Below are 24,233 nucleotides of genomic sequence, written 5' to 3' on the forward strand. Positions count from 1 at the left end.
CAGCATCTGTGGCAGCCGGCTTGCCGGCATGGGGGGCGAAGCGGCCCCTTGCCGTTTCAGATCCCCATACTGTGCAGCGAGTTGGCGATGCTGCGCAGGGTGGCGGTGAGGTCGGGATGCTCGGCCTCGAAACGCTCTATGGCCAGGTTCACACCATCGACCAGGTTGTTGTCTGGTGTGGCTTCTTCAAGCTTCAGTTGCGCCTCGATCTGTCTGGCTTCCTCATGCAGCGCGGCCAGCTCCTCATCGGTAAGCGGTACGTTTCGATCCAGTTGCTCGCGCAAGCTGTTCAGGCGCTCTTGCAATTCGCGGGCAGGCATTGGCTGTTCTCCATCAATGGCTTGGCAAGGCATGGACCTCAGCGAAGCGGCAAAGGTTCGCACCTGTCTTCTAGCGTAATCCACCCGCTGTTGCTTTGCATGATCCGTGTCAACGCTGCTGTATCAGGGTTTTTCACCCTTTCCGCGGCGCTGGGCGATGTCGGTCAGGCAGGTGTCTAGCGCTTCGAGGTGGTCGATCACCGAGTGCACGCCCAGACGGAACAGCTCCAGCGTGGCCTTGCCCCGTGCCAGCTCCTGCTGCTGTGGGGTCATGGCTTGCCATTGCTGCGAGCCGAGGTCGCAGGATGGGCTGCAGGCGGCCAGGCCGACTGTCCACAGCCCGGCGTTGAGGCCCGATTGCAACAGCCGCGGCTCGCCGCTGACCAATACGCAGCCGTCCAGGCGTTGGCTGTCCAGCGCCATCAGCGCCTGCCAGCAGGCATTGGGCGCCGGCCATCGCACGCCATTGGCCGTGTGCCCCGGTAACCAGTCCGGCAGCACGCTGGCCAGGCGTTTGCCCTGTGGGCTGCTCAGGTCATCGAGCCAGATGCATGGCACCTGGTTGCGGCGCAGGCCAGCCAGGGTGTCGAGGGCGCCGGGTGCGGGTGAGGGGTTGCCATTGGCAGCCTGGACCAGGCAACCACGCAGGCCGAACAGCACAGCGGTGAAGGCAGGTGCATCATGCATGTAAACCTCCCCAAATATGCCGCAGGCTAGCCAGCGATTGTTACGTCTCTGTGACTTGTAGTAACTGCTCACAATTATTTAGGAAAACTGTGTAAGGGTGTTTATCAGCGCGCAAGCCTCTATACTGCCGCCTTACCTGCGGCGCATGCGTTGCGCCAGCGGCCGAGAAATTCGATGGAGAGACATCTATGCGTAGGATCGGTGCCGGTGTGATCGAGCGAGTCACCCAGGCCTGTGTCTGTGCCAGCTTGCTGCTGGCGCCTGTGGCGGCTACCCAGGCGGCCACCGAGGACGATCCCTGGGAGGCGGTCAACCGGCCGATCTTCCGCTTCAACGATATCCTCGACACCTATGCCCTCAAGCCATTGGCCCAGGGCTACCAGGCTGTCACCCCCCAGTTCCTCGAAGATGGCATCCACAATATCTTCCGCAACCTGGGCGATGTCACCAACCTGGCCAACAATGTGCTGCAGCTCAAGCCGCATGCGGCCGGCGTTGATACGGCGCGGCTGATAGTCAATACCACCTTCGGCCTGGGCGGCTTTTTCGATGTGGGCACCAAGATGGGCCTGCAGCGCAGCGACGAAGACTTCGGCCAGACGCTCGGTTACTGGGGTTTGCCCAGCGGTCCGTACATCGTCATTCCGCTGTTGGGCCCGAGCACCGTTCGCGATGGCCTGGCGAAATACCCGGACGGCTACACCAAGCCGTACCGCTACATCGACCATGTGCCGACCCGCAACTCGATCTTTGCCCTGGATGTGGTCGATACCCGGGCCAGCCTTTTGTCGGCTGAAAAGCTGATTCAGGGCGACAAGTACATCTTCATTCGCAATGCCTACCTGCAGAACCGCGAGTTCAAGGTCAAGGATGGCGAGGTCGAAGACGATTTTTGATTGAGGAACACGAGGTTGGCGACCATCGGGTGATGGCTGTCAGCCGAGGGGCACTGGGGCCGCTGTGCGGCCCCATCGCCGGCGAGCCGGCTCACACAGGAATCGCGGCAGCTTTACAAGTTGAGCAAGACAATGGCTTCCACAGCTAAAGCGCAGGCCTGAAGCACTGCACGGTCGTGGTGGGAGCCGGCTTGCCGGCGATTGGGCTGCGCAGCAGCCCCACAGCAGCGCTGCAATAGCCCGGGCAGCGAGTATCGGCACCAACCTCTGGCTCGCCTTTTTCGTAACAGATCAATGCATGGCCAAGATGCGCAGGCCAAATTTCTGCTGCCCGCCGGGTTGGTCGGCAATCCACACCACTTCGGCGCTGGCATGCAGGCCCTTGAGGGCAGGGTGGTCGGAATCGATCCGGACCTCCAGGGTGTCGCCTACTTGAAAACGCTGCGGCGCCTGCACCTGCATGCCGCTGCTGGACAGGTCCAGGCATACCGCTGCGATCACCTGGCCGGCATGCAGCAGGCGGACTTCGGTGTCGATGCGCATGCGAATGAAGTCGCGTTTCTCGCTGTGATTGGAGGGCGTGGTGGGCATGCTGCATCCTTCTCATCGGGTTGCACAGGTCGCTTTCTTATAACTCTCGGTGATTTCGCCTGTAAAGAGCACCGAACTCGACCCGCGCATGCTTGAAACGCCTGGCGGATGGGAGTACCGTCTGCGCCTTAGACAGTACCTCTGCCGGTTGCCTGGGCCGTCTTCTTGGCCTACAACTCAAGTAGAGTGTCACCGCAGAGTATTCCAGCAGTCGGATGTCAGCCTTGCAGACGCCCCTGCACCAACCTAAATCGGCGCCGTTCGCCCACATGCAGAAAATCAGTGCAACGCTGCTGATCATCGATGATGACGACGTGGTCCGTGCGAGCCTCGCCGCCTATCTGGAAGACAGTGGCTTCAGCGTCCTCCAGGCCGGTAATGGCCAGCAGGGGCTCCAGGTCTTTGAAGAACACCAGCCCGACCTCGTGATCTGCGATCTGCGCATGCCGCAGATGGGCGGCCTTGAGCTGATCCGCCAGGTCAGTGAGCGGGCGCCGCAGTTGCCGGTGATCGTGGTATCGGGTGCTGGCGTGATGAGCGACGCGGTCGAGGCCTTGCGCCTGGGCGCTGCCGATTACCTGATCAAGCCGCTGGAAGACCTTGCCGTGCTCGAACATTCGGTGCGCCGTGCGCTTGATCGTTCGCGTCTGGTAGTGGAAAACCAGCGTTACCGCGACAAGCTCGAGGCAGCCAACCGGGAACTGGAGGCCAGCCTGCACCTGTTGCAGGAGGACCAGACTGCCGGTCGTCAGGTGCAGATGAACATGCTGCCAGAGAGCCCCTGGGTTGCCGGGGAGTTCGCCTTCGAGCACCAGATCATCCCGTCGCTGTACCTGTCTGGCGACTTCGCCGACTATTTCCGCGTGGATGAACGGCGTATTGCCTTCTACCTTGCCGATGTCTCCGGGCATGGCGCGTCGTCGGCGTTCGTCACCGTGCTGCTGAAGTTCATGACCACCCGGCTGATGTTCGAATTCAAGCGCAGCAGCAAGCTGCGTGAATTCAAGCCTTCGCAAGTGCTCAGCCATATCAACCGTGGCCTGATCAACTGTAAGCTGGGCAAGCACGTGACCATGGTCGGTGGTGTGATCGATGAAGAAACCGGCCTGCTGACCTATGCCGTGGGCGGCCATTTGCCGCTGCCGGTGCTGTATACCCCAGGCCAGGCCCGCTACCTGGAAGGCCGTGGCCTGCCGGTGGGCCTGTTCGATGAGGCCACCTACCAGGACCTGGTGATGGAACTGCCCCCGCAGTTCAGCCTGACACTGATGTCAGACGGCATCCTGGACCTTTTGCCAGGGGACACGCTCAAAGATAAAGAAGCCGCCTTGCCGGAGATCGTCAAGGCAGCGGGTGGTAGCCTGGATGGGCTGCGCCAACGATTTGGATTGGCTACGCTTGGGGAGATGCCGGATGATATCGCCCTATTGGTGTTAAGCAGGAACCTTCAATGAGTACCGGTAGAATCCAGTTCGCCGAGCAAAGCGGTACCTTCGTGCTGAAATTCGTCGGTGAAGTGCGCCTGACCTTGTGTTCGGCACTGGATGCGACGATCGAGAAAATCTTCACCGCGCTGAATTTCTCGGCCATCGTCATCGACCTCACCGAAACCGAGAGCATCGACAGCACCACCCTGGGGCTGCTGGCCAAGCTGTCGATCCTGTCGCGGCAGAAGGTCGGCCTGCTGCCGACCGTAGTCACCACCAACCCGGATATTTCGCGCCTGCTGCAATCGATGGGCTTCGATCAAGTGTTCAACATCGTCGATCGCCCGGTGCCTTGCCCGGAATGCCTGACCGACCTGCCATCCCAGGACCAGAACGAAGAGGTGGTGCGCTCCAAGGTGCTGGAGGCGCACAAGATTCTGATGGGCCTGAATGACTCCAACCGTGAAGCCTTCCATGACTTGGTGAATGCGCTGGAGCGATCCTGACCTGGCGGCTGCCTGGGCCCTTGGCGGGTAACCCGCCACAGGGCCGCATCAGCTAGTCCGGCCGCGCAAACTCCGTAGCCTCACCCCCCTTGGCATCGAGCTGAAACACCCGTGCCGGGCGCCCCTGCTCATCGAAGAACACCTGCCCCAGCCCCGCCCCATTCCACAGGCGTTCCCCTGCCTTGCTCTGGCTGGGCGTGCGCGGCACCACCTCCATCTCGCGCCGCCGGGTAAACCAGTTCAGCGGCGAGCGCGGCGAGTAAAGCCAGCGGTTGAGCCGGTCCAGCACGTCCAGCAAGCGGCGTGGGAATTCATTCTTGATCCCGCTGCTGGTGACCTGCCACAAGTGCGGGCTGCGCTGGCGTTGACGAATCAGCACCTCGTACACGAACGAATAATGCACGTCCCCTGACAGGATCACGTAGTGCCCCGGCGTGCGCGAGTGGCGGAAGATATTCAGGATCACCTGGGCGGCACCGCGGTGGGCCATCCAGTTCTCGGCATCTACCAGCAGCGGGTGGCCCAGCCAGCTGAACACTTTCTGCACCGTCTCGATCAGCTTTACCCCGAAGATCGGCGCCGGTGACACGATGATCGCCGAAGGGTGGTCGAGCAACGCTTGCTGCAGTTCGCACAACGCCTCCCAGTCCAGAAGGCCGGAAGGCTTGGCCAGGTCGCTTTCGCTGCGCCAGCGCCGGGTGCGGGTGTCCAGCACAAGCAGGGGCGGGTTGCTCGGCAGGTTGAACTGCCAGCCCTGAAAACGCAGCAGTTCACCGATCAGGTGGTCGTGTTGCTGGCTGTCCAGTTGTGGGCTGGCCAGCGCCTGGCACTGCCCGACCATCGCCTTGCAGCCTTGCGGGTCGTTACCCCAGGCCTGGCACAGCAGGTAGCCGAGCAGGGCATTGCCGATGATGCGTCGCGAGAATGGGTGGCCGTAGGCTGTTTCTTCCCACTGCGCCGACAGGTTCCAGTCATCGGTGATGTCGTGATCGTCGAAGATCATCAGGCAAGGTAAGTGCGCCATCACCCGCGCCACCTGGCCCAGGTTGTCGGCGAACGCCCGGATCAGCGGCAGTTCCTTGCGGTAGCGCGCCTGGTGCGGGTCGGCAAGGCCCGCAGGCATGTCGAGCGCTACCAGTTGCCAAGGGGTGGGTGACCAGACCAGCAGGTACATGGCCATGACCTCGGCGAACGTCACCAGATGGTTGTCGGCATTGCTTGAGGAGAAGATGGGTTTGCGCTTGCCGCCGAAGAATCGCTCGCGCAGGGTTTCGTTACGTTCCTGGGCCGGCAGCAGGTCGGCACGATGGTAATAGCTGGCCGGGTGGTCATACAGCGACTTGCTGTCGGCCACGACTGCGCCGTCCAGGTGTTCATCGAACAGGCCTAGGCGCTCGATCAGCGCATGAATGGCCCGAAGCATCGGCCCTGCTACATCATCGGCGTAGACTTGGTCCCCGGTCATCAACAGCACGGCCGGGCGCTCTTCCGGGCGCGTACAGGCCTGTAGCAGCCTGTCTGCGCAGAGCAGGCCATCGGCAGCGGGGTGGTGCGGTTTGCGGCAAGAGCCGTGCAGCAACTGGTCCAGGCGGTCGCGCAGCACCAGGCTTGGCCGCTGGCGGCCTGGGTAGAGCAGGTGCGGCGCCCAGTCAGCGATACCTTGGCCGTCGATCAGCAGGTCGTATTCGAGTTCGACGTTGCAGGGCAGCGGTTGGGCAAAGTCGATGTCCAACAGGTGGATAAAGGCATGCTCGCCGATCGGTACGACCTGGCAATCCACCTTGGCCGCGCCGTCCAAGGTGAACGCGAGCTGCAAGGGTTGGCTGCCGACCAGCCAGATGGCCAGGCGCTGAGGCTCCAGGCGGCGCAGTACAGGGCCGGCGAGAACAAGGGGCAAAAGGGAGGAAGTCATGGACAGCTCTGGTGGCTAATCGGCCCAGTCACTGCGAACCGTCGCGAACAGGCCCTTGAATTCAGAACGCTTGTTGCAAGGCTAAAGCAAAGCGGGCGGAAAATGCTGAACATTCACCGCCCGCCTGGCAAACCTAAAATGTATCAGGCTTTGTCAGCCATCAGCTTTTCCAGCTTCTCCTGGTCACGGGCGAACTGGCGAATGCCCTCGGCCAGTTTCTCGGTACCCATGGCGTCTTCGTTCATCGCCCAGCGGAACTGGCTTTCGCTGAGCACCTGCTTGGCCTCGCCGGCATTGCCCGGCTTGAGTACCTGCGGCAGCTCGCCCTGGTCATCGCTCAGTTGCTGCAGCAGCTCCGGGCTGATGGTCAGGCGATCGCAACCAGCCAGTTGCTCGATCTGGCCGATGTTGCGGAAGCTGGCGCCCATGACCACGGTGTCGTAGCCGTTGGCCTTGTAGTAGTTGTAGATGCGTGTGACCGACTGGACGCCCGGGTCATCGGCGCCCACGTACTCTTGGCCGGTGCTCTTCTTGTACCAGTCATAGATACGGCCCACGAACGGGGAAATCAGGAACACCCCGGCATCGGCGCACGCCTGTGCCTGGGCGAAGGAGAACAGCAGGGTCAGGTTGGTCTGGATGCCTTCCTTCTCCAGCTGCTCGGCGGCGCGAATGCCTTCCCAGGTGGAGGCCAGCTTGATCAGTACGCGGTCTTTGGAGATGCCGGCGGCCTGGTAAAGCTCGATCAGTTGGCGGGCCTTGCTCAGCAGTGCCGGTTCGTCGAACGACAGGCGTGCATCCACTTCGGTGGAGATGCGCCCAGGGATCACTTTCAGAATGCCCGCGCCCACCGCCACGGCGAACTTGTCGCACGCCAGGTCGACATTGCCCTTGGCATCGCTTTTGACCTGCTTGAGCAGGTCGGCATAGCCCGGGATGGCGGCAGCCTTGAGCAGCAACGACGGGTTGGTGGTGGCATCGACCGGCTTGAGGCGGGTGATGGCGTCCAGGTCCCCGGTGTCGGCGACCACGGTGGTGAACTGCTTGAGTTGTTCCAGCTTGGAAGTCATGGCGTGCTCTGTCCTGTGCGATGTCTCGACATTACCCGAGCCCCGACGGCCGCTCAAGGGGCCAGTGGGGCGGTGGCGAATTGTCTGGGTGATGATTCGAGTCACCCGCCAGCACGAGGTTCCCCATCACCTTGAAAGCTTCACCCGCGATCTGTGGTAGCCGGCTTGCCGGCGATGGGCCGCAAATCGCTCGACTGAATGGCATCTGGGCTTCAATCCATTTTCTCCCACAGTTACAGCGCAGCGCTCGAAAACTGCACGGTCCCGGTGGGAGCCGGCTTGCCGGCGATAGGGCCCGCCAGGCCACCTTACCGCCCCTGCAACAACTCCGCCGCTTGGTCGAACACCGCCAGCGGCTCAGGCGCCTTGTGAATATCCGCCGACAGCAACTGCCGGAACCGCCGCGCCCCTTTGAAGCCCTGGCCCAACCCCAGAATATGCCGGGTGACGTGATGCATCGCACCGCCACTTTCCATATGCGCCACGATATACGGCCGCAACTGCGCCATCGCCTCGCTACGGCTGACCACCGGCGCAGCACTGCCAAATAGCAGCTGATCCACCTCAGCCAGCACATACGAGTTGTGGTACGCCTCGCGCCCCATCATCACCCCATCGAACGTCTCCAGGTGCATCTGGCACTCGGCCAAGGTCTTGATGCCACCGTTGAGCACGATCTCAAGGTCCGGAAAGTCCGCTTTCAGCTGCGCAGCCACGTCGTAGCGCAGCGGCGGGATCTCACGGTTTTCCTTGGGCGAAAGCCCTTCGAGAATCGCGATGCGCGCATGCACGGTGAAACTGCGACACCCGGCGTCCCGTACCTGCCCGACGAAGTCGCACAGTTCTGCATAGCTGTCACGGCCATTGATACCAATGCGGTGCTTCACCGTCACCGGCGTCGACACCGCATCACGCATGGCCTTGACGCAATCGGCCACCAGCGCCGGGTGGGCCATGAGGCAAGCGCCGATCATGTTGTTCTGCACCCGATCGCTGGGGCAGCCGACGTTGAGGTTCACCTCGTCGTAGCCCGCTTGTTCGGCCAGGCGCGCGCAGGCCGCCAAGTCGGCCGGCACACTGCCGCCCAGCTGCAGGGCAAGCGGATGTTCGGACACATCGTGGCGCAGGAAGCGGTGCGCGTCGTTGTGCAGCAGGGCACCGGTGGTGACCATTTCGGTGTAGAGCAAGGTGTGCCGGGATAGCAGGCGCAGGAAGAACCGGCAGTGGCGGTCGGTCCAGTCCATCATCGGCGCAACGCTGAAGCGGCGGGAAGGCTCAGGGCGAGAAGTTTGTGGGGTTGCAGTATCTAGGAGCATTCAGGTCTACGCATTTTTATACCAATTTGTTCGGGCTTTTGCTGTGAATCAGCCTCATTCACCTGAGCAGCACCGAAAAAAATGGCAAGGAATACAAGCAAGGAACAAGGCCGATGTGGCGGTGAGCTACCCCGTCAATACCAGCCTCATAAAAAGGATGTCCTAGTTTACCAAGAGCGCTGGATGTTCGCCTGTTCCTAGGCAAGTGAGGGGCGCGGAAAGCGTGAGTTAACAATATGAAAGGTCTCTGCCCGTCTTCCCGCAGGATGGTTTTTAACGGTTTCCTACAGATACGGGATGCTGGCTTGTAGTCCGTTTCTGAATCACCCTTTCAGCACCCTTGACCCATTGCAATGGAAATCCGAGCTCCCTAGTCTCGCTGGGCCGCTGCAAAAACTGCGGCCGGGCCTGCAAGCCCGAACTTGGATTTGACCGCTACCCAGCGATGAGACCAGTAGGCCCCACGCATCACGAGCGTCAAACCTCCTCACAGGGTCAGCCTTGGTCTTGGCACTGAAACCCGCTAATGTGCCGCCCTCAGCAAGGATAGCCGCGACCCCAGGGAGCTTTCTATGTCGCTTTTACACCAGGCCAGCCTGCCATTTGGCCTGCGCAGTGGCAGCACCTTCACACCTGCCCCTTCACTGAAACCGTTGCTGGACGGCATCTCAGCGCTGCAGGTACCTGGCCCGGAAACAGTCTGGGCCGTTGGCGAGGTCGACCTCGGCCAATCGGTGCGCCTGGTGCGTTTTTACCTGGACAACCAAGACTACTGGTTACAGGTGCTGATGAACGGCGCCGAACCGGGCGATATCGTGCTGTTCGGCTACCACAGCGCAGTCGCCGTCAATGACCAGGAGCACCTGCAAAGCCTGACCGGTAGCGCAGCAAAGGCCGGCATGCCGATCTTCGAACACGAAGGTAATTTGTATTCCCGGCAATGGGGTCGCGAAGCGGGGCTCGCCGAATGGGTTGCGCTGTGCGAGGCGGTTACCAGCCCCGAAGCACGGTACCGCATCCAGCACCTGTGCATGCTCTATGCCCGTGACACCGGTTTGCCGTACCGGCGCGAATTTCTGCTGCTGTCGGTCGAAGAAGATGAGTACGGTGCGCTTACCTACACCACCTCGCTGGGTGTGACCCTATTCCCCACGGACTTTCACATAACCTGACAAGGATTTCCCATGCTCGACGCTTTGCGCCTGTCCCTCAACGCCACGGCGGTGACTGGCTTCATCCTCTATATCAGTGTGGCCCTGCTGATGTTCTGGCTGTTCCAGTTCATCTACACCCGCCTTACGCCGCACCGCGAGTTCGCCCTGATCCGCCAGAACAACCCTGCAGCCGCTATTGCTCTGGGTGGTTCGCTGATCGGTTTTTCGCTGCCGGCCAGCAACATCATCGCCTACAGCGTCAGCATTCTCGACTTTGTCGCCTGGGTGGTGATCGCAGCGGTGGTGCAGTTGATCGCCTTCGGCCTGACCAGCCTGGTGCTGCGTGGCCTGTCCCAGCGCATCGCCCAGGGCGAGCTTGCAGCTGCCATCTACGCCGCAAGCGTGGCCATCAGCGTCGGCTTTCTGAACTCGGCCTGCATGACACCTTCGGCCTGAGCAGGAGGGTGCCAATGAAATCGCCGATGAAACGCAGTTCCTTCAAGCTGGTACTGGCCGGTTCGTTACCACTGGCGCTGACGGCCTGTGGTCCGCAGGAAGAATTGTATACGGTCAGCCAAAAGACCAATTACGACACCGTTGCTGCCTGCGTAAATGACTATATGCCCATCGCTGTCTGTACCGACGCCTACCAGCAGGCGCACAACGACTACCTTCGCCAGGCGCCAACGTTCGCGTTCCAGAGCGCGTGTGAGGCGCAGTTCGGTGCAGACAATTGCCTGACCACCGTCGATGGGCGCTACATGCCCCGCATGAACGGGTTCGAGCTGGAAAGTGCCGTTGAGGTGACCCAGTCACAACTGGATGCTGGCTACGCTCAGGGTGGGGGCTATGGGCATATTGCCAGCGCCGCGGTGGCCGGTATGCTGCTCGGGCAGGCCCGGAGCCGCGACCGTCGTTTCCGCGCACAGCCTGTGTACGCCAACGGCAGTGCAACGCGCCCTGGGCTGCACAATGGGGCCTTGGGTGAAATCCAGCGTGCCAGGGAGGATGAACAAAGCAGCGCAGGTTCGTCCGGCGGTGGCGGCAGGTGGAGTCGCAAGGATCCTCACGCAGCCTCATCAGGGTCGATCACCCGGGGTGGCTTTGGCAGCCAGGCCACAGCCCGTAGCGGCTGGAGTGGCAAGTCCGGTAGCTTTTTCGGGGGGTGAGCATGCGCAAGGTAGAGCTGGCAGAGCGCCCCGACTGGCGCGCGACTGCCGAGCGTGAGGGTTTCGCCTTCCACACCATCGAAGGCCAGCGTTACTGGGACGAGAGCGGCTACTACCAATTCAGCGAAGCTCAGGTGGTTCGAGACCTGCAAGCGCCGACCGAAGCGCTGCACGCCCTGTGTCTGGAAGCGGTCGGGCGCATCGTCGACAGCGAAGCGCTCATGGCCCGCCTGGCCATCCCACCGGCATTCTTCGACCTGGTGCGTAGGTCCTGGAAGCAGGCACAGCCGCACCTGTACGGGCGCTTTGACTTCAGTTACGACGGCAATGGCCCGGCGAAGCTCATCGAAGCCAATTACGATACGCCAACCTCACTTTACGAGGCGGCCGCCTTCCAGCTGATCTGGCTGGAGGAGCAGATAGCGCGCGGGCTGTTGCCTGCGCACGCCAGCCAGTTCAATACCCTGGCCGAAGACCTGGTGCAGGCGTTTGCGGCGATGCCGGGGCAGGGGACGTTCTATTTTTCGACCATCTCAGGCTCGCTGGAGGACCGTGGCACCACTGATTTCCTGCGCAGGATGGCCGAGCATGCGGGTGTCCGCACGCGGCATATTGACCTGGAAGACATTGGCCTGCACGACAATGGCCGGTTCGTCGACCTCCAAAGCCAGCCCATCCAGCGCCTGTTCAAGCTGCATGCGTGGGAGCATATCTTCCATGAGGATTTCGGCCAGGCGATTACCGGCTGCGACACGCAGTTTGTCGAGCCGCCCTGGAAGGCACTGATCTCCAACAAAGGCATCCTGCCGTTATTGTGGGAGTGGTTCGAAGGCCATCCGAACCTGCTGCCGGCCTTTGTCGACGACAATCCACAGGCCCGGGTGCCCAAGGGCTGGGTGCGCAAGCCGTACTTCTCCCGTGAGGGCGCCAACGTGGATATCCACACCGAGGATGGGCGGCGGGTCTTTGCAGACGGGCCCTATGACGATGCGCCCTATATTCTGCAGGCTTTTGCACCTTTGCCGAAGTTCGCAGACAGTTACACGCTGATTGGTTCGTGGGTGATCGGCGACAAGGCCTCAGGGCTTGGCATTCGTGAAGATGATTCGCTGATCACCAAGGACAGTTCACGCTTCTTGCCGCATGTAGTTTTGGGCTGACCGCCCCTCTGGTCGGTTTCAGGATGCGCCTGGTCGTTCGCGTGCATCCGTTCGGCGCCACAAGTGCCATGCTTGTGAAATGCCCTTGAGCCCAGTGCGCGCAGACGCACGGCCAGCGGCAAGGAGGCCACCGACAACCACGCGACCGTGACGTGGGCGGTGTGCCGCAGCAGAACACGCCGGTCACCTGCCTACTACAACAATCTGGCGGGGGCCGTGATGCCGAGGTCCGCTGTATGCCTGATCAATTGCTTCACCTGCCCGTTATCCACGATATCCTGAGCCGCCACCAGGACACCCCTGGTGCACTCTTGCCGATCCTGCATGCCGTGCAGGAAAGCATCGGTTTCATCCCTGATGCCGCCGTCGCCGACATTGCCCATGCCCTCAACCTCAGCCTGGCCGAGGTGCGCGGGGTGATCAGCTTCTACCACGATTTCCGTACCGCGCCGCCGGCACGCCATACCCTGCGTTTGTGCCGCGCCGAATCGTGCCAGAGCCGTGGCAGCGAGGCACTGGCCGCACAGCTGCGTGCACAGCTGGCACTGGACGACCATGGCACCAGCGCCGACGGCGCCATCAGCCTGCGCCCGGTGTACTGCCTGGGCGCGTGCGCCTGCTCGCCGGCCCTTGAACTCGATGGCCAGGTGCATGCGCGCCTGACCCCTGAGCGCCTGCGCGCGCTGGTCAACGGTTGCCTGGAGGACACAGCATGCTGAAGCTGTTCATCCCCTGCGACTCGGTGGCCCGCGCCGTGGGTGCCGACCAGGTTGTCGAGGCGTTGCTGCGCGAGGCTGAGCAACGGCAGGTGGCGCTGGACATTCAGCGCACCAGTTCGCGTGGCCTGTATTGGCTCGAACCACTGGTAGAGTACGAGCGCGCTGATGGGCGGCAAGGCTTCGGCCCGATCACCCCTGAGGATGTGCCTGCGCTGCTCGATGCATTGGCGGCCGACCCCGGCAGCCATTCGCTGGCGCTCGGGCCCGTGGAAGCGCTCCCTTACCTCAAGACCCAGCAACGTCTGCTGTTCGCCCGCGCCGGCATCACCCGGCCATTGTCCCTGGATGACTACCGCGCCCACGGCGGCTTTGCCGGCCTTGAGCAAGCCGTTGCGCTGGGCGGCGCCGACGTGGTGGCCGCCGTGCTCGATTCCGGCCTGCGCGGCCGTGGCGGTGCAGCGTTCCCGGCGGGTATCAAATGGCGCACCGTGCGTGACGCCGGGGCAGGGCAGAAGTACGTGGTGTGCAACGCCGACGAAGGCGACTCCGGTACCTTTGCCGACCGCATGCTGATGGAAGGTGACCCCTTCCTGCTGATCGAAGGCATGGTCATCGCCGGCCTCGCGGTGGGTGCCGACAAGGGCTATATCTACGTGCGCTCGGAATACCCCGACGCGATCCGCGTGCTCGATCAGGCCTTGGTCATTGCCCGCGACGCCGGTTATCTCGGTGCCGACGTGGCCGCTAGCGGTCAGGCCTTCGACCTGGAAGTACGGGTGGGTGCCGGTGCCTATATCTGCGGTGAGGAAACCGCGCTGCTCGAATCTATCGAGGGCAAGCGCGGCATTGTCCGCGCCAAGCCGCCACTACCGGCCCTGCAGGGCCTGTTCGGCCTGCCGACGCTGGTGCACAACGTGCTCACCCTGGCTTCGGTGCCCACCATTCTGGCCAAGGGTGCGGCGTTCTACCGCGATTTCGGTATGGGGCGTTCGCTTGGCACCATGCCGTTCCAGCTGGCCGGCAACATCAGCCACGGCGGCCTGGTAGAGCGCGCCTTCGGCCTGACCCTGCGGGACCTGGTGGAAGGCTACGGTGGTGGCACCGCCAGTGGCCGGCCGCTGAAGGCCGCCCAGGTCGGGGGGCCATTGGGTGCCTGGGTGCCGCCCAGTCACTTTGACACCCCACTGGACTACGAGGCCTTCGCCGCCATGGGGGCTATGTTGGGCCACGGTGGCGTGGTGGTGGCCGACGACACCTTGAACATGGCCAGCATGGCGCGCTTTGCCCTGCAGTTCTGCGCCGAAGAGTCCTGCGGCAAGTGCACGCCCTGCCGCATCGGTTCTACCCGCGGGATGGAGGTGGTCGACCGCCTGATTGCCAGCAGCGACCTCACCGAGCGCCATGACCAGGCGCTGCTGCTGCGCGACCTGTGCGACACCCTGCAGTACGGCTCGCTGTGCGCCATGGGCGGTATGACCGCCTACCCGGTGGCCAGCGCCCTCAAGTACTTCCCGGCCGATTTCGGGCTGACCACCACGGAGGCCGCGCAGTGATCAATTACTTCGACCCCGAGACCGATCTGGGTACCCCTGAACGCCACAGTGATGTGCAGATCAGCCTGAATATCGACGGGCGCAGTGTCAGCGTACCGGCGGGCACCTCAGTGATGCGCGCCGCAGCCCTGCTGGGTACCAGCATCCCCAAACTGTGTGCCACCGACAGCCTGGAGGCCTTCGGCTCCTGCCGCATGTGCATGGTCGAGATCGATGGCATGCGCGGGTACCCGGCGTCCTGCACCACGCCTGTCAGCGAAGGCATGGTGGTGCGCACCCAAACGCCACGCCTGGCCGACCTGCGCCGCAACGTCATGGAGCTGTACATTTCCGACCACCCGCTCGACTGCCTGACCTGCTCGGCCAACGGCAACTGCGAACTGCAGACGGTCGCCGGCCAAGTCGGCCTGCGGGAGGTGCGCTACGGCTATGACGGCGCCAACCACCTGGCCGAGCAGAAGGACGAGTCCAACCCGTACTTCGATTACGAGCCCAGCAAGTGCATCGTCTGCAGCCGCTGCGTGCGTGCCTGCGAGGATATCCAAGGCACCTTCGCCCTGACCATCACCGGGCGCGGCTTCGAGTCGCGGGTGGCGGCAGCCGGTGGTGACAACTTCCTCACCTCCGAATGCGTGTCGTGCGGTGCCTGCGTGCAAGCCTGCCCGACGGCCACACTGACCGAAAAAAGCCTGGTGCAGATCGGCCAGCCGGAACGCGCGGTGATCACCACCTGCGCTTACTGCGGCGTGGGTTGCTCGTTCCGTGCCGAAATGAAGGGTGACCAACTGGTCCGCATGGTCCCGGACAAGAACGGCGGCGCCAACCACGGCCACGCCTGCGTCAAGGGCCGCTTCGCCTGGGGTTATGCCACCCACCCTGACCGAATCACCAAACCGATGATCCGCAAGCACCTGGATGACCCGTGGCAGGAAGTCAGCTGGGATGAGGCCGTCACCTACGCGGCCAGCGAGTTCCGCCGCATCCAGCTCAAGTACGGGCGCGATTCCATCGGTGGCATCACCTCCAGCCGTTGCACCAACGAAGAAGCCTACCTGGTGCAGAAACTGGTGCGCACGGCGTTTGGCAACAATAACGTCGACACCTGCGCGCGGGTGTGCCATTCGCCCACCGGCTACGGTCTCAAGCAGACCCTCGGTGAGTCGGCGGGCACCCAGAGTTTCGATTCGGTCATGCAGGCCGACGTGATCCTGGTGATCGGTGCCAACCCCACCGACGCCCACCCGGTGTTCGGCTCGCAGCTCAAACGCCGCCTGCGCCAAGGCGCGCGGCTGATCGTGATCGACCCGCGGCGCATCGACCTGGTGGATTCGCCCCACGCCCGTGCCGAGCTGCACCTGCAACTGCGCCCGGGTACCAACGTGGCCATGCTCAACGCCTTGGCCCATGTGATCGTTAGCGAGGGGCTGCTGGCCCAGCGCTTCATCGACGAACGCTGCGAGGGTGAGGCCTTCGCCCGCTGGCGCGACTTCGTCAGCCTCCCGGAAAACGCCCCTGAAGTGCAGGGCCCCGTGTGCGGCGTGCCCGCCGAGCAGATCCGCGCCGCCGCCCGGCTGTATGCCACAGGCGGCAACGCGGCGATCTACTACGGCCTGGGCGTGACTGAACACAGCCAGGGCAGCACCGCGGTGATGGGCATCGCCAACCTGGCCATGGCCACCGGCAATATCGGCCGTGAAGGGGTGGGCGTAAACCCCCTGCGGGGGCAGAACAACGTGCAGGGCTCGTGCGACATGGGGTCGTTCCCCCATGAGCTGCCAGGCTACCGGCATATCTCCAACGAGGCCGTGCGTGCCGAGTTCGAGCAGGCCTGGGGCGTGAGCCTGCAGCCCGACCCGGGCCTGCGCATCCCCAACATGTTCGAAGCGGCGCTGGACGGCAGCTTCAAGGCGCTGTACTGCCAGGGTGAGGACATCGCCCAGAGCGACCCCAACACCCAGCACGTCACGGCCGCGCTGCGGGCCATGGAGTGCGTGGTGGTGCAGGACATCTTCCTCAACGAGACGGCCAAGTTCGCCCACGTGTTCTTGCCGGGCAGCTCGTTCCTGGAAAAGGACGGCACCTTCACCAATGCCGAGCGCCGCATTTCGCGGGTACGCAAGGTGATGCAGCCGCTGGCCGGCAAGGCTGACTGGGAGGCCACCGTCGCCTTGGCCAATGCCCTGGGCTACCCGATGAGCTACCGCCATCCGTCCGAGATCATGGACGAAATCGCCCGCCTGACGCCGTCCTTCCACCGCGTCAGCTACGCCGAGATCGACCGCCATGGCAGCCTGCAGTGGCCCTGCAACGAAGCCGCGCCCGACGGCACGCCGACCATGCACATCGATCAGTTCGTGCGGGGCAAGGGGCGCTTCATGCTCACCGGCTATGTGCCCACCGACGAGAAGGTCAACAGCCGCTACCCCCTGCTGCTGACCACCGGGCGCATTCTCAGCCAGTACAATGTCGGCGCCCAGACCCGGCGCACCGCCAACGTCGCCTGGCATGCTGCCGACTGCCTGGAACTGCACCCCACTGACGCCGAAAGCCGCGGCATCCATGACGGCGATTGGGTCGGCATCGGCAGCCGTGCAGGGCAGACGGTACTGCGCGCCAAAATCAGTGAGCGTGTGGCACCGGGGGTGGTGTACACCACCTTCCACTTCCCCGAGTCCGGCGCTAACGTGATCACCACCGACAATTCCGACTGGGCCACCAACTGCCCGGAATACAAGGTAACGGCGGTGGAGGTGGTCAAGGTGTTCCACCCGTCGCAGTGGCAAAAGCGCTACCAGGACTTCAGCGATGAACAGCGGCGCCTGCTCAAGGAGCGGCGCACGGCCGGCAAGCCTGAACAGGCCGAGGTGCGCCGATGAGCAGCGAAAACCTGGTCAAGATGGCCAACCAGATTGCTCATTACTTCGACAGCGAGCCTGATCATGCGTTGGCGGTGAAAGGGGTGCAGCAGCACTTGCAGAACTTCTGGACCCCAGCGATGCGCAGGCAGTTGGGGGAATGGGCCCAGGCCCATGCCGGTGAGGGCTTGGACCCCAAGGTGATGGAAGCCTTGGCTTAGCGTTCGTCTGCGCGGCCCCGTCGCTAGCAAGCGCCTGCACCCCTGGGGGGGCCGGCTTGCCGGTGATAGGGGCAGTGCCGACAACATGAAATGTCCGTCATGAATGCCTGACGACTGCCTGCGCAATGCTACGCTCGCGGAAACACTCGTCACGGGTACGCACCATGGACATGAACTGGCACCAGGCCCTGCAAGAGAGCCTGAGCTGGCTTGCAATCGCTTCACTCATCACCCTGATCGGCTTCACTGCCGCCGCTGCCTTGGCTGTGCGCTACACGCGCTGGGGCAGCCAGTTCTGGCAGCTTGCCGGGCCCTATTTCAGCTTCAGGCGCAGCTGGCGGCCGTTGCTGGTGTTTGCCGCACTGCTGGTGCTGACCCTGTTTTCGGTACGCATGAACGTGCTGTTCTCGTTCTGGTACAACGGCTTCTACAGTGCCCTGCAGGCCCTCGACCAGACCGCCTTCTGGTACTTGCTGGGCGTGTTCGCGGTGTTGGCCACCCTTCACGTGCTTCGTTCACTGTTCACCTTCTACGTGACTGAGGCGTTCAGCATCCGCTGGCGGGTCTGGCTGACCGAGCGCCTGACCAATGACTGGCTGCACGGTGACGCCTATTACCGCGGCCAGTTTCTCGCCGAGCCTGTAGACAACCCCGACCAGCGCATCGAACTGGACGTCACCGCCTTCGTCACCCACTCGGTAACCTTGGCGCTGGGCGCGGTCAGCGCGCTGGTGTCGCTGGTGGCCTTCACCGCCATCCTCTGGGGCCTGTCGGCGCCGCTGGCGGTAGCGGGTGTGGAAATCCCCCGGGCCATGGTGTTCGCCGTTTATGTCTACGTGCTGATCGCCACCTGGATTGCCTTTCGCCTCGGACAGCCGTTGATCCGCCTGAATTTTCTCAACGAAAAACTCACCGCCAACTTCCGTTATGCGCTGATGCGCGTGCGGGAAAACGCTGAGAACATCGCGTTCTACCAGGGTGCGCACGTGGAGCGGGGGACCTTGCTGGGGCGCTTCGGGGCATTGATCGTCAATGTCTGGGCACTGGTGTTCCGGAACCTGAAGTTCAGCGGTTTCAACCTGGGCGTCAGCCAGGTGGCAGTGGTGTTCCCGTTCATCCTCCAGGCACCGCGCTTCTTCAGTGGCGCGATCAAGCTGGGCGATGTCATGCAAACCTCCCAAGCGTTTGGCCAGGTGCAGGATGCGCTGTCGTTCTTCCGTGAGTCCTACGACACTTTTGCCCAGTACCGCGCCACGCTCGACCGTCTGACCGGTTTTCTCGATGCCAATCAGCAGGCCAGCACGTTGCCGCGGGTCAGCACCCAGCAGCAGGCGCATGCCCTGGATATCTCGAGGTTGCAGGTGATGCGCCCCGATGGCTACGCGCTGATCGCCGACCTCGACTTGCGCCTGCAGGCCGGCCAGGCGCTGCTGATCAAAGGCCCTTCGGGCAGTGGTAAAACCACCTTGCTGCGCGCCTTGGCCGGGCTTTGGCCGTACGCCGAGGGTGAGGTCAGGCGGCCCACCGTTACCGAGGCGCTGTTCCTCTCGCAGCGCCCGTACCTGCCCCTGGGCGACCTGCGGACCGCCATCGCCTACCCAACCGACAGCAAGCCTGAGGACGAAGTGCGCATGCAGCAGGCGCTGCGCCAGGTCAACCTGGCCCACCTGGCTGAGCGGCTGGCGGTCAGTTGCGACTGGTCGCATATCCTGTCGGTGGGTGAGCAGCAGCGGCTGGCGTTTGCGCGGGTGCTGTTCAACCGGCCGCAGGTGGTGTTCCTCGACGAATCCACCTCGGCGATGGATGAAGGCTTGGAACATGCGTTGTATTCGCTGCTGCGCAATGAGATGCCGCAGACCTTGCTGGTGAGTGTCGGCCATCGCAGCACGTTGGCCGGGTTCCATACCCACAGGCTGGAAGTGGACGGGCAGGGCGGTTGGTCGCTGCTGGAGCAGAAACCGGAGGTGGAATTGCAGGTCTAGGCGGCCCGCATTCTGTTCAGGCCTGCATCACGATCAACTGCGGCCCTTCATCACGCTCATCCGACACGTCCTTGCCTACCGCAAACCATTCAAAGGCCTCCACCGGCAGGCACCGCTCCCGTGCCAGCCGCTCGGCCTCCTCGGCAGGCACTTGCAGGTCGATCCACGTCCATGCATCCGCCGGCGCCAGTACCAATGGCCGGCGGTCGTGGCTGTCGACCATTCCCGCTTCACTCGCTGCGGTCACGATGACGAACCCATCCCCTTCGTTCGGCTCCGATCCTGCACGTACCTGAGCCAGCGCAGCCATGAACATCGGTGCCTGGCTTTGCAGGCGAATGAAATAGGGCTGCTTGCGCTCGGGGTCGTGCGGGTCGCTCACCCATTCATACCAGCCGTCGGCCATGACCAGTGCCCGCCCTTGAGGCCAGAACGCCTTGAGAAACGTGCCGGTGGTCACGGCTTCTACCGGTGCGTTAGTCGGCGCAGGTTGCGAGCCCTTGGCCCAGAACGGTGCCCAACCCCAATGGCAGGGGTCGATGCGCAGGCCATTGCCCGGGTTGTGCATAACCAGTACGCGGCTGCCAGGGGCCACGTTGTAACGGCCAATGGGCACGTTGTCGTAACCGCTTATCACCTCCTGCCCGGCCGCCAGTTCACGCAGGTAATCGGCCTGGCCCTGATACTGGGCGAAGCGTCCGCACATGGCATGTCCCCCCATTGGTCGATATGGCGTGCACGCGACCGACGCAATCGGGGTCCCAACATCCCATCCCGCGGGGGGCGTTGTTCGACCTGCGTGCGCCGCACAGTCACCTGGTCAGGATAGACGGCGACAGCGTTTTCACAGGCTCAGGCGCAACGCCAACGCTGCCAAGGTCACCAGTAGCACCGGCACCGTCAACAGCACCCCTACCTTGAAGTAATACCCCCAGCCGATGCTCACGCCCTTGCGCGCCAGCACATGCAGCCACAACAGCGTAGCCAGGCTGCCGATCGGGGTGATCTTCGGCCCCAGGTCGCAGCCGATCACGTTGGCATAGATCATCGCCTCGCGCACCACACCCTGCGCCTCGCTGGCCTCGATCGACAGCGCGCCGATCAGCACGCTGGGCAGGTTGTTCATGGCCGACGACAGCAGCGCCGCAATCAGGCCGGTCCCCAGCGAGGCTGCCCACAGCCCTTGCCCCGCCAGCCAGCTCAACACGTTGCCGAGCGAGTCGGTGAGGCCGGCATTGCGCAAGCCGTAGACCACCAGGTACATCCCCAACGAAAACACCACGATCTGCCACGGGGCCTCGCGCAGCACGCGGCGGGTGGAGATCACATGGCCGCGGGCGGCGACGGCGAACAGTACCGCTGCGCAGGCTGCGGCCACGGCACTGACCGGGATCCCCATGGGCTCGAGCACGAACAGGCTGGCCAGCAATGCCAGCAGCACCGCCCAGCCGACACGGAACGTTGCCCGGTCGCGCACGGCCATGGCCGGCACCTTGAGGTCTTCGGTGGCGTAGCGCAGCGCAATGTCGCGGCGAAAATACAGCCACAGCACCAGCAGCGTGGCTGCCACGGCCACCAGGTTCACCGGCACCATGACCGAGGCATAGGCGTTGAACCCCAGGTCGAAGTAGTCCGCCGAGACGATGTTCACCAGGTTGGACACCACCAGCGGCAGGCTGGCGGTGTCGGCGATGAAGCCTGCACCCATGACGAAGGCCAGGGTCGCCGCCGGGGAGAAGCGCAGCGCCAGCAGCATCGACATGACGATCGGGGTAAGGATCAGCGCCGCGCCATCGTTGGCGAACAGCGCCGATACCGCTGCGCCCAGCAACACCATGAAGGCGAACAGGCGGCGCCCGTCCCCGCGGGCCCAGCGCGCCACATGCAGCGCTGCCCATTCGAAAAAGCCCGCTTCGTCCAGCAGCAGGCTGATGACGATGAGGGCGATGAAGGTGGCGGTGGCGTTCCAGATGATGGCCCAGACCGTGGGGATGTCATGCAGCGATACCACGCCGAACACCAGGGCCAGCACGGCACCGAGCGTGGTGCTCCAGCCAACTCCCAGGCCTTTGGGCTGCCAGATGACCAGGGTGAGGGTGAGCAGGAAGATCAAAGCGGCTGGGAGCATGGAAACGCTTTCTCGTCTCATGGCTGGGGCAGAAGTGACTGTACACGGGCCGGATACGCGTCGGAAAAGTTCCGGAGCAAACGTGTAAGTTTCGTAAATAAGATTTAAACCCATTTGAGAATAACTATATTTACCAACCCTGTTGGCCCCCGAACAGTGTTTGTGAGGCCGGTGGGCGTGGGCCCTCCGGCTTCCTGGCAGGGATGTGCCCTTCGCTTACCCATCGCAGGAGATGTGTCAATGCAGTGCAGAACTTCACCCAACAGCCTGGCCCTGGCGTTCGTCGCGTTGGCGTCACCGGCCATGATGGCGAGCGCCGCCGAAACAGTGGAGCGCAGACCTGGTGAGGTGCTGGAGATGCCAGTGGCGGACGACGCACTGGTGATCCAGGACACCCTGGTCACTGCAGAACGCGAAGCGCGTCAGGCGCTGGGTTCGTCGATCATCACTGAAGAAGACATCAAGCGTCGCCCGCCGGCCAATGACTTGTCCGACATCATCCGTCGTGAGCCGGGGGTCAACTTGACTGGCAACAGCGCCAGTGGTGCGCGTGGCAACAACAGGCAGATCGACCTGCGCGGCATGGGCCCGGAAAACACCCTGATCCTCATCGATGGCAAGCCGTCCAGCGCACGCAACGCGGTGCGCTACGGCTGGAACGGCGACCGCGACACCCGCGGCGAAACCAACTGGGTGCCGGCCGAGGCGGTCGAGCGCATCGAAATCCTGCGCGGCCCGGCGGCGGCGCGCTACGGCTCGGGTGCGATGGGCGGGGTGGTCAACATCATCACCAAGCGGCCCACCGAGGCGTTCAAGGGCAGCCTCAACCTGTTCACGCAAATGCCCGAGGACAGCGCCGAGGGTGCCAGCCGTCGTGCCAACTTCAACCTCAGCGGCGGGCTCACCGACAACCTCGGTTTCCGTTTGTACGGTGGCCTGGCCAAGACCGACGCCGATGACCTGGACATCAACGCCGACCACGCCAACAGCACGTTGGCCGCCGGCCGTGAGGGCGTGCGCAACAAGGACATCAACGGCCTGCTGAGCTGGAGGCTCAACGACGAGCACCGCCTGGAAGCCAGCGCCGGTTACAGCCGCCAGGGCAACCTCTATGCCGGCGACACCATGAACAGCAACGGCGGCAGCAATGTCGACCTGATTTCCAGCCTGTATGGCCACGAGACCAACGTCATGCAGCGCAACACCTATGACTTGACCCACCTGGGCGATTTCAGCTGGGGCACCAGCAAGACCAGCCTGGCTTACGAGTACGTGCGCAACTGGCGCCTGAACGAAGGGCTGGCCGGTGGCCCGGAAGGTGCGATCAACGACAGCGGTGCAGCCATGTCGCGGCTGCGCAACACTCGCCTGAGCAGCGAGGTGAACCTGCCGTTGGCCTTGGGCAATACCGAACATGTGCTGACCTTGGGCGGCGAATACCTGTATGAATCGCTCAACGACCAGGGCTCGTTCCGCCCGCAGAGCTTCGACCCCAGCGGCGGTGGCAGTGACGTCATCAGTGGCTTCGACCGCAGCGATTCGAAGATGACCGCCAAGAGCTACGCGCTGTTCGTCGAGGACAACATCGTGCTGGGCGACACCACCGTCACCCCGGGCCTGCGCTTCGACCACCATGAAACCTTTGGCGACAACTTCAGCCCCAGCCTCAACCTGTCGCACAAGCTGACCGATGCGCTGTCGGTCAAGGGCGGTATCGCACGGGCCTACAAGGTGCCGAACCTGTATCAGTCCAACCCCAATTACCTGCTCTACAGCCGCGGCAACGGCTGCAGCATTCAGCAGAGCAACTCCGGGGGCTGCTACCTGCAGGGCAATGCCGACCTCAAGCCGGAAATCAGCGTCAACAAAGAAATCGGCCTGTTGTATGACCGCGGCACCTGGCGTACCAGCGCGACGTATTTCCGCAACGATTACAAGAACAAGATCATCGGTGATACCGATGTGCTCTACACCATCAACAGCGGCCGCCGTGTGACCCAGTGGGAGAATGCTGGCGAGGCGCGGGTGGAAGGTATCGAGGGCAACCTGTTCGTCGAACTGACGCCGGTGCTCGACTGGAACACCAACCTGACCTGGATGCTCGACAACGACAACCGTGAGACGGGCGAGCCGCTGTCGGTGATCCCCGAGTACACGGTCAACAGCACCCTGGACTGGCGCGCCACCGACAAGCTTTCGTTCCAGCTGGCCGGCACCTACTACGGCAAGCAGAAGTCGCCGACCTACAACTACCGCACCGAGGAAGACTACGACGCCGAGGCGCAGCAGGATGTCGAGGCCTACGGGCTGGTGGATGTCAGCGCCGGGTACAAGTTCAACGCCAACTATGACGTGCGGGTGGGCGTGAACAACGTGTTCGACAAGCAGATCTATCGCGGTGGCAATGCCAGCAGCTCGGGCGCCAACACCTATAACCAGCCGGGGCGTGCGGTGTTCGCTTCCCTGAATATCTCGTTCTGATGCTGAGGCCGCACTGCGGCCCATTCTCGGCGCAAGCCCGCTTCTCCAGATACCCCACAGGCACAACACAAGTGGAGTGAATGGGG

The 24,233-nt window shown here is 63.2% G+C and carries 21 protein-coding genes; 13 read left to right on the forward strand and 8 right to left on the reverse strand.

The genetic code is table 11. The features are described from left to right. Nucleotides 1-56: 56 nt before the first annotated feature. Both JNA92_RS02475 and JNA92_RS02480 read right to left on the reverse strand, forming a co-directional pair. Nucleotides 57-320: a DUF4404 family protein gene (locus JNA92_RS02475; RefSeq protein WP_241803182.1), complete on the reverse strand. Its 264-nt coding sequence runs from the start codon at nt 318-320 to the stop codon at nt 57-59. A gap of 123 nt (nt 321-443) precedes the next feature. Then, the gene (locus tag JNA92_RS02480) at nt 444-1,007 is read right to left on the reverse strand and encodes a phosphonoacetaldehyde phosphonohydrolase-related protein (RefSeq protein WP_241803183.1); all 564 of its coding nucleotides are present in this window, start codon (nt 1,005-1,007) and stop codon (nt 444-446) included. Nucleotides 1,008-1,195: 188 nt separating this feature from the next. Between JNA92_RS02480 and JNA92_RS02485 the strand changes: the two genes are divergently transcribed. After that, nucleotides 1,196-1,903, forward strand: coding sequence for an MlaA family lipoprotein (locus JNA92_RS02485; RefSeq protein ID WP_241803184.1), 708 nt, complete (start codon nt 1,196-1,198; stop codon nt 1,901-1,903). A gap of 291 nt (nt 1,904-2,194) precedes the next feature. Here JNA92_RS02485 and JNA92_RS02490 read toward each other — a convergent pair whose 3' ends face one another. Further along, on the reverse strand, nt 2,195-2,494 hold the full coding sequence (locus tag JNA92_RS02490; RefSeq protein WP_241803185.1) for a PilZ domain-containing protein: 300 nt from the start codon (nt 2,492-2,494) through the stop codon (nt 2,195-2,197). A 269-nt stretch (nt 2,495-2,763) separates the two neighbouring features. Between JNA92_RS02490 and rssB the strand changes: the two genes are divergently transcribed. Next, a complete protein-coding gene (rssB, locus tag JNA92_RS02495) occupies nt 2,764-3,948 on the forward strand; it encodes a two-component system response regulator RssB (RefSeq protein WP_241803404.1) in 1,185 nt (394 codons plus the stop codon). Then, nucleotides 3,945-4,427 (forward strand): anti-sigma factor antagonist RssC, encoded by a 483-nt coding sequence (gene rssC, locus JNA92_RS02500; RefSeq protein WP_039602918.1) that lies wholly within the window; start codon nt 3,945-3,947, stop codon nt 4,425-4,427. Before rssB ends, rssC begins: the two co-directional genes overlap by 4 nt. 52 nt (nt 4,428-4,479) lie before the next feature. On the opposite strand, the gene JNA92_RS02505 is transcribed toward rssC, so the two are convergent. From JNA92_RS02505 to dusA, 3 genes are all read right to left on the reverse strand, one after another. Then, nucleotides 4,480-6,339, reverse strand: a complete 1,860-nt coding sequence (locus tag JNA92_RS02505; protein WP_241803186.1) for an alkaline phosphatase D family protein — start codon at nt 6,337-6,339, stop codon at nt 4,480-4,482. A gap of 143 nt (nt 6,340-6,482) precedes the next feature. Next, nucleotides 6,483-7,409, reverse strand: coding sequence for a transaldolase (gene tal, locus JNA92_RS02510; RefSeq protein ID WP_241803187.1), 927 nt, complete (start codon nt 7,407-7,409; stop codon nt 6,483-6,485). A gap of 308 nt (nt 7,410-7,717) precedes the next feature. Continuing rightward, entirely contained in the window at nt 7,718-8,725 is a 1,008-nt protein-coding gene (gene dusA / locus JNA92_RS02515) for a tRNA dihydrouridine(20/20a) synthase DusA (protein ID WP_241803188.1), read from the reverse strand. 572 nt (nt 8,726-9,297) lie between these two features. Here dusA and JNA92_RS02520 point away from each other — a divergent pair. The 9 genes from JNA92_RS02520 to JNA92_RS02560 all read left to right on the forward strand — a co-directional run bounded on the left by JNA92_RS02520 (nt 9,298) and on the right by JNA92_RS02560 (nt 19,538). Continuing rightward, the gene (locus JNA92_RS02520; RefSeq protein ID WP_241803189.1) at nt 9,298-9,897 is read left to right on the forward strand and encodes a DUF2491 family protein; all 600 of its coding nucleotides are present in this window, start codon (nt 9,298-9,300) and stop codon (nt 9,895-9,897) included. Between the two features lie 12 nt (nt 9,898-9,909). After that, nucleotides 9,910-10,335, forward strand: coding sequence for a DUF350 domain-containing protein (locus JNA92_RS02525; RefSeq protein ID WP_241803190.1), 426 nt, complete (start codon nt 9,910-9,912; stop codon nt 10,333-10,335). Between the two features lie 26 nt (nt 10,336-10,361). Continuing rightward, nucleotides 10,362-11,048 (forward strand): DUF1190 domain-containing protein, encoded by a 687-nt coding sequence (locus JNA92_RS02530; protein WP_241803191.1) that lies wholly within the window; start codon nt 10,362-10,364, stop codon nt 11,046-11,048. Nucleotides 11,049-11,050: 2 nt separating this feature from the next. Then, nucleotides 11,051-12,208, forward strand: coding sequence for a glutathionylspermidine synthase family protein (locus tag JNA92_RS02535; RefSeq protein WP_241803192.1), 1,158 nt, complete (start codon nt 11,051-11,053; stop codon nt 12,206-12,208). 236 nt (nt 12,209-12,444) lie between these two features. Next, nucleotides 12,445-12,927, forward strand: a complete 483-nt coding sequence (locus JNA92_RS02540; protein ID WP_241803193.1) for a formate dehydrogenase subunit gamma — start codon at nt 12,445-12,447, stop codon at nt 12,925-12,927. Beyond that, entirely contained in the window at nt 12,921-14,480 is a 1,560-nt protein-coding gene (locus JNA92_RS02545; RefSeq protein WP_241803194.1) for a formate dehydrogenase beta subunit, read from the forward strand. The genes JNA92_RS02540 and JNA92_RS02545 overlap by 7 nt, the downstream gene beginning before the upstream one ends. After that, nucleotides 14,477-17,356, forward strand: coding sequence for a formate dehydrogenase subunit alpha (gene fdhF, locus JNA92_RS02550; RefSeq protein ID WP_241803195.1), 2,880 nt, complete (start codon nt 14,477-14,479; stop codon nt 17,354-17,356). Before JNA92_RS02545 ends, fdhF begins: the two co-directional genes overlap by 4 nt. Continuing rightward, nucleotides 17,353-17,556 (forward strand): formate dehydrogenase subunit delta, encoded by a 204-nt coding sequence (locus JNA92_RS02555; RefSeq protein WP_241803196.1) that lies wholly within the window; start codon nt 17,353-17,355, stop codon nt 17,554-17,556. The genes fdhF and JNA92_RS02555 overlap by 4 nt, the downstream gene beginning before the upstream one ends. A 164-nt stretch (nt 17,557-17,720) precedes the next feature. Beyond that, nucleotides 17,721-19,538 carry an ABC transporter ATP-binding protein/permease gene (locus JNA92_RS02560; protein WP_241803197.1) on the forward strand — a complete coding sequence of 606 codons (1,818 nt, stop codon included), beginning with the start codon at nt 17,721-17,723 and terminating at the stop codon, nt 19,536-19,538. Between the two features lie 16 nt (nt 19,539-19,554). Here JNA92_RS02560 and JNA92_RS02565 read toward each other — a convergent pair whose 3' ends face one another. Next, nucleotides 19,555-20,244 (reverse strand): SOS response-associated peptidase family protein, encoded by a 690-nt coding sequence (locus tag JNA92_RS02565; RefSeq protein WP_241803198.1) that lies wholly within the window; start codon nt 20,242-20,244, stop codon nt 19,555-19,557. A 138-nt stretch (nt 20,245-20,382) separates the two neighbouring features. Next, nucleotides 20,383-21,666 carry an arsenic transporter gene (locus JNA92_RS02570; RefSeq protein WP_241803199.1) on the reverse strand — a complete coding sequence of 428 codons (1,284 nt, stop codon included), beginning with the start codon at nt 21,664-21,666 and terminating at the stop codon, nt 20,383-20,385. A gap of 240 nt (nt 21,667-21,906) precedes the next feature. Between JNA92_RS02570 and JNA92_RS02575 the strand changes: the two genes are divergently transcribed. Then, complete coding sequence (locus JNA92_RS02575) at nt 21,907-24,147, forward strand: TonB-dependent siderophore receptor (protein WP_241803200.1); 2,241 nt, start codon at nt 21,907-21,909, stop codon at nt 24,145-24,147. Nucleotides 24,148-24,233 lie beyond the last annotated feature (86 nt).

It is taken from the genome of Pseudomonas putida (assembly GCF_022627325.1).
Lineage (GTDB): Bacteria > Pseudomonadota > Gammaproteobacteria > Pseudomonadales > Pseudomonadaceae > Aquipseudomonas > Aquipseudomonas putida_X.

Excerpts from the sequence above, each read along its gene's own strand:
- JNA92_RS02540 (WP_241803193.1), top strand. The coding sequence starts at position 12,445 with ATGCCTGATCAATTGCTTCACCTGCCCGTTATCCACGATATCCTGAGC.
- JNA92_RS02475 (WP_241803182.1), bottom strand. The coding sequence starts at position 320 with ATGCCTGCCCGCGAATTGCAAGAGCGCCTGAACAGCTTGCGCGAGCAA.
- tal (WP_241803187.1), bottom strand. The coding sequence starts at position 7,409 with ATGACTTCCAAGCTGGAACAACTCAAGCAGTTCACCACCGTGGTCGCC.
- JNA92_RS02530 (WP_241803191.1), top strand. The coding sequence starts at position 10,362 with ATGAAACGCAGTTCCTTCAAGCTGGTACTGGCCGGTTCGTTACCACTG.
- JNA92_RS02505 (WP_241803186.1), bottom strand. The coding sequence starts at position 6,339 with ATGACTTCCTCCCTTTTGCCCCTTGTTCTCGCCGGCCCTGTACTGCGC.
- JNA92_RS02485 (WP_241803184.1), top strand. The coding sequence starts at position 1,196 with ATGCGTAGGATCGGTGCCGGTGTGATCGAGCGAGTCACCCAGGCCTGT.
- JNA92_RS02490 (WP_241803185.1), bottom strand. The coding sequence starts at position 2,494 with ATGCCCACCACGCCCTCCAATCACAGCGAGAAACGCGACTTCATTCGC.
- JNA92_RS02520 (WP_241803189.1), top strand. The coding sequence starts at position 9,298 with ATGTCGCTTTTACACCAGGCCAGCCTGCCATTTGGCCTGCGCAGTGGC.
- JNA92_RS02575 (WP_241803200.1), top strand. The coding sequence starts at position 21,907 with ATGCAGTGCAGAACTTCACCCAACAGCCTGGCCCTGGCGTTCGTCGCG.
- dusA (WP_241803188.1), bottom strand. The coding sequence starts at position 8,725 with ATGCTCCTAGATACTGCAACCCCACAAACTTCTCGCCCTGAGCCTTCC.
- JNA92_RS02480 (WP_241803183.1), bottom strand. The coding sequence starts at position 1,007 with ATGCATGATGCACCTGCCTTCACCGCTGTGCTGTTCGGCCTGCGTGGT.
- JNA92_RS02555 (WP_241803196.1), top strand. The coding sequence starts at position 17,353 with ATGAGCAGCGAAAACCTGGTCAAGATGGCCAACCAGATTGCTCATTAC.
- JNA92_RS02525 (WP_241803190.1), top strand. The coding sequence starts at position 9,910 with ATGCTCGACGCTTTGCGCCTGTCCCTCAACGCCACGGCGGTGACTGGC.
- rssC (WP_039602918.1), top strand. The coding sequence starts at position 3,945 with ATGAGTACCGGTAGAATCCAGTTCGCCGAGCAAAGCGGTACCTTCGTG.
- JNA92_RS02535 (WP_241803192.1), top strand. The coding sequence starts at position 11,051 with ATGCGCAAGGTAGAGCTGGCAGAGCGCCCCGACTGGCGCGCGACTGCC.
- JNA92_RS02570 (WP_241803199.1), bottom strand. The coding sequence starts at position 21,666 with ATGCTCCCAGCCGCTTTGATCTTCCTGCTCACCCTCACCCTGGTCATC.
- JNA92_RS02545 (WP_241803194.1), top strand. The coding sequence starts at position 12,921 with ATGCTGAAGCTGTTCATCCCCTGCGACTCGGTGGCCCGCGCCGTGGGT.
- JNA92_RS02565 (WP_241803198.1), bottom strand. The coding sequence starts at position 20,244 with ATGTGCGGACGCTTCGCCCAGTATCAGGGCCAGGCCGATTACCTGCGT.
- JNA92_RS02560 (WP_241803197.1), top strand. The coding sequence starts at position 17,721 with ATGGACATGAACTGGCACCAGGCCCTGCAAGAGAGCCTGAGCTGGCTT.
- rssB (WP_241803404.1), top strand. The coding sequence starts at position 2,764 with ATGCAGAAAATCAGTGCAACGCTGCTGATCATCGATGATGACGACGTG.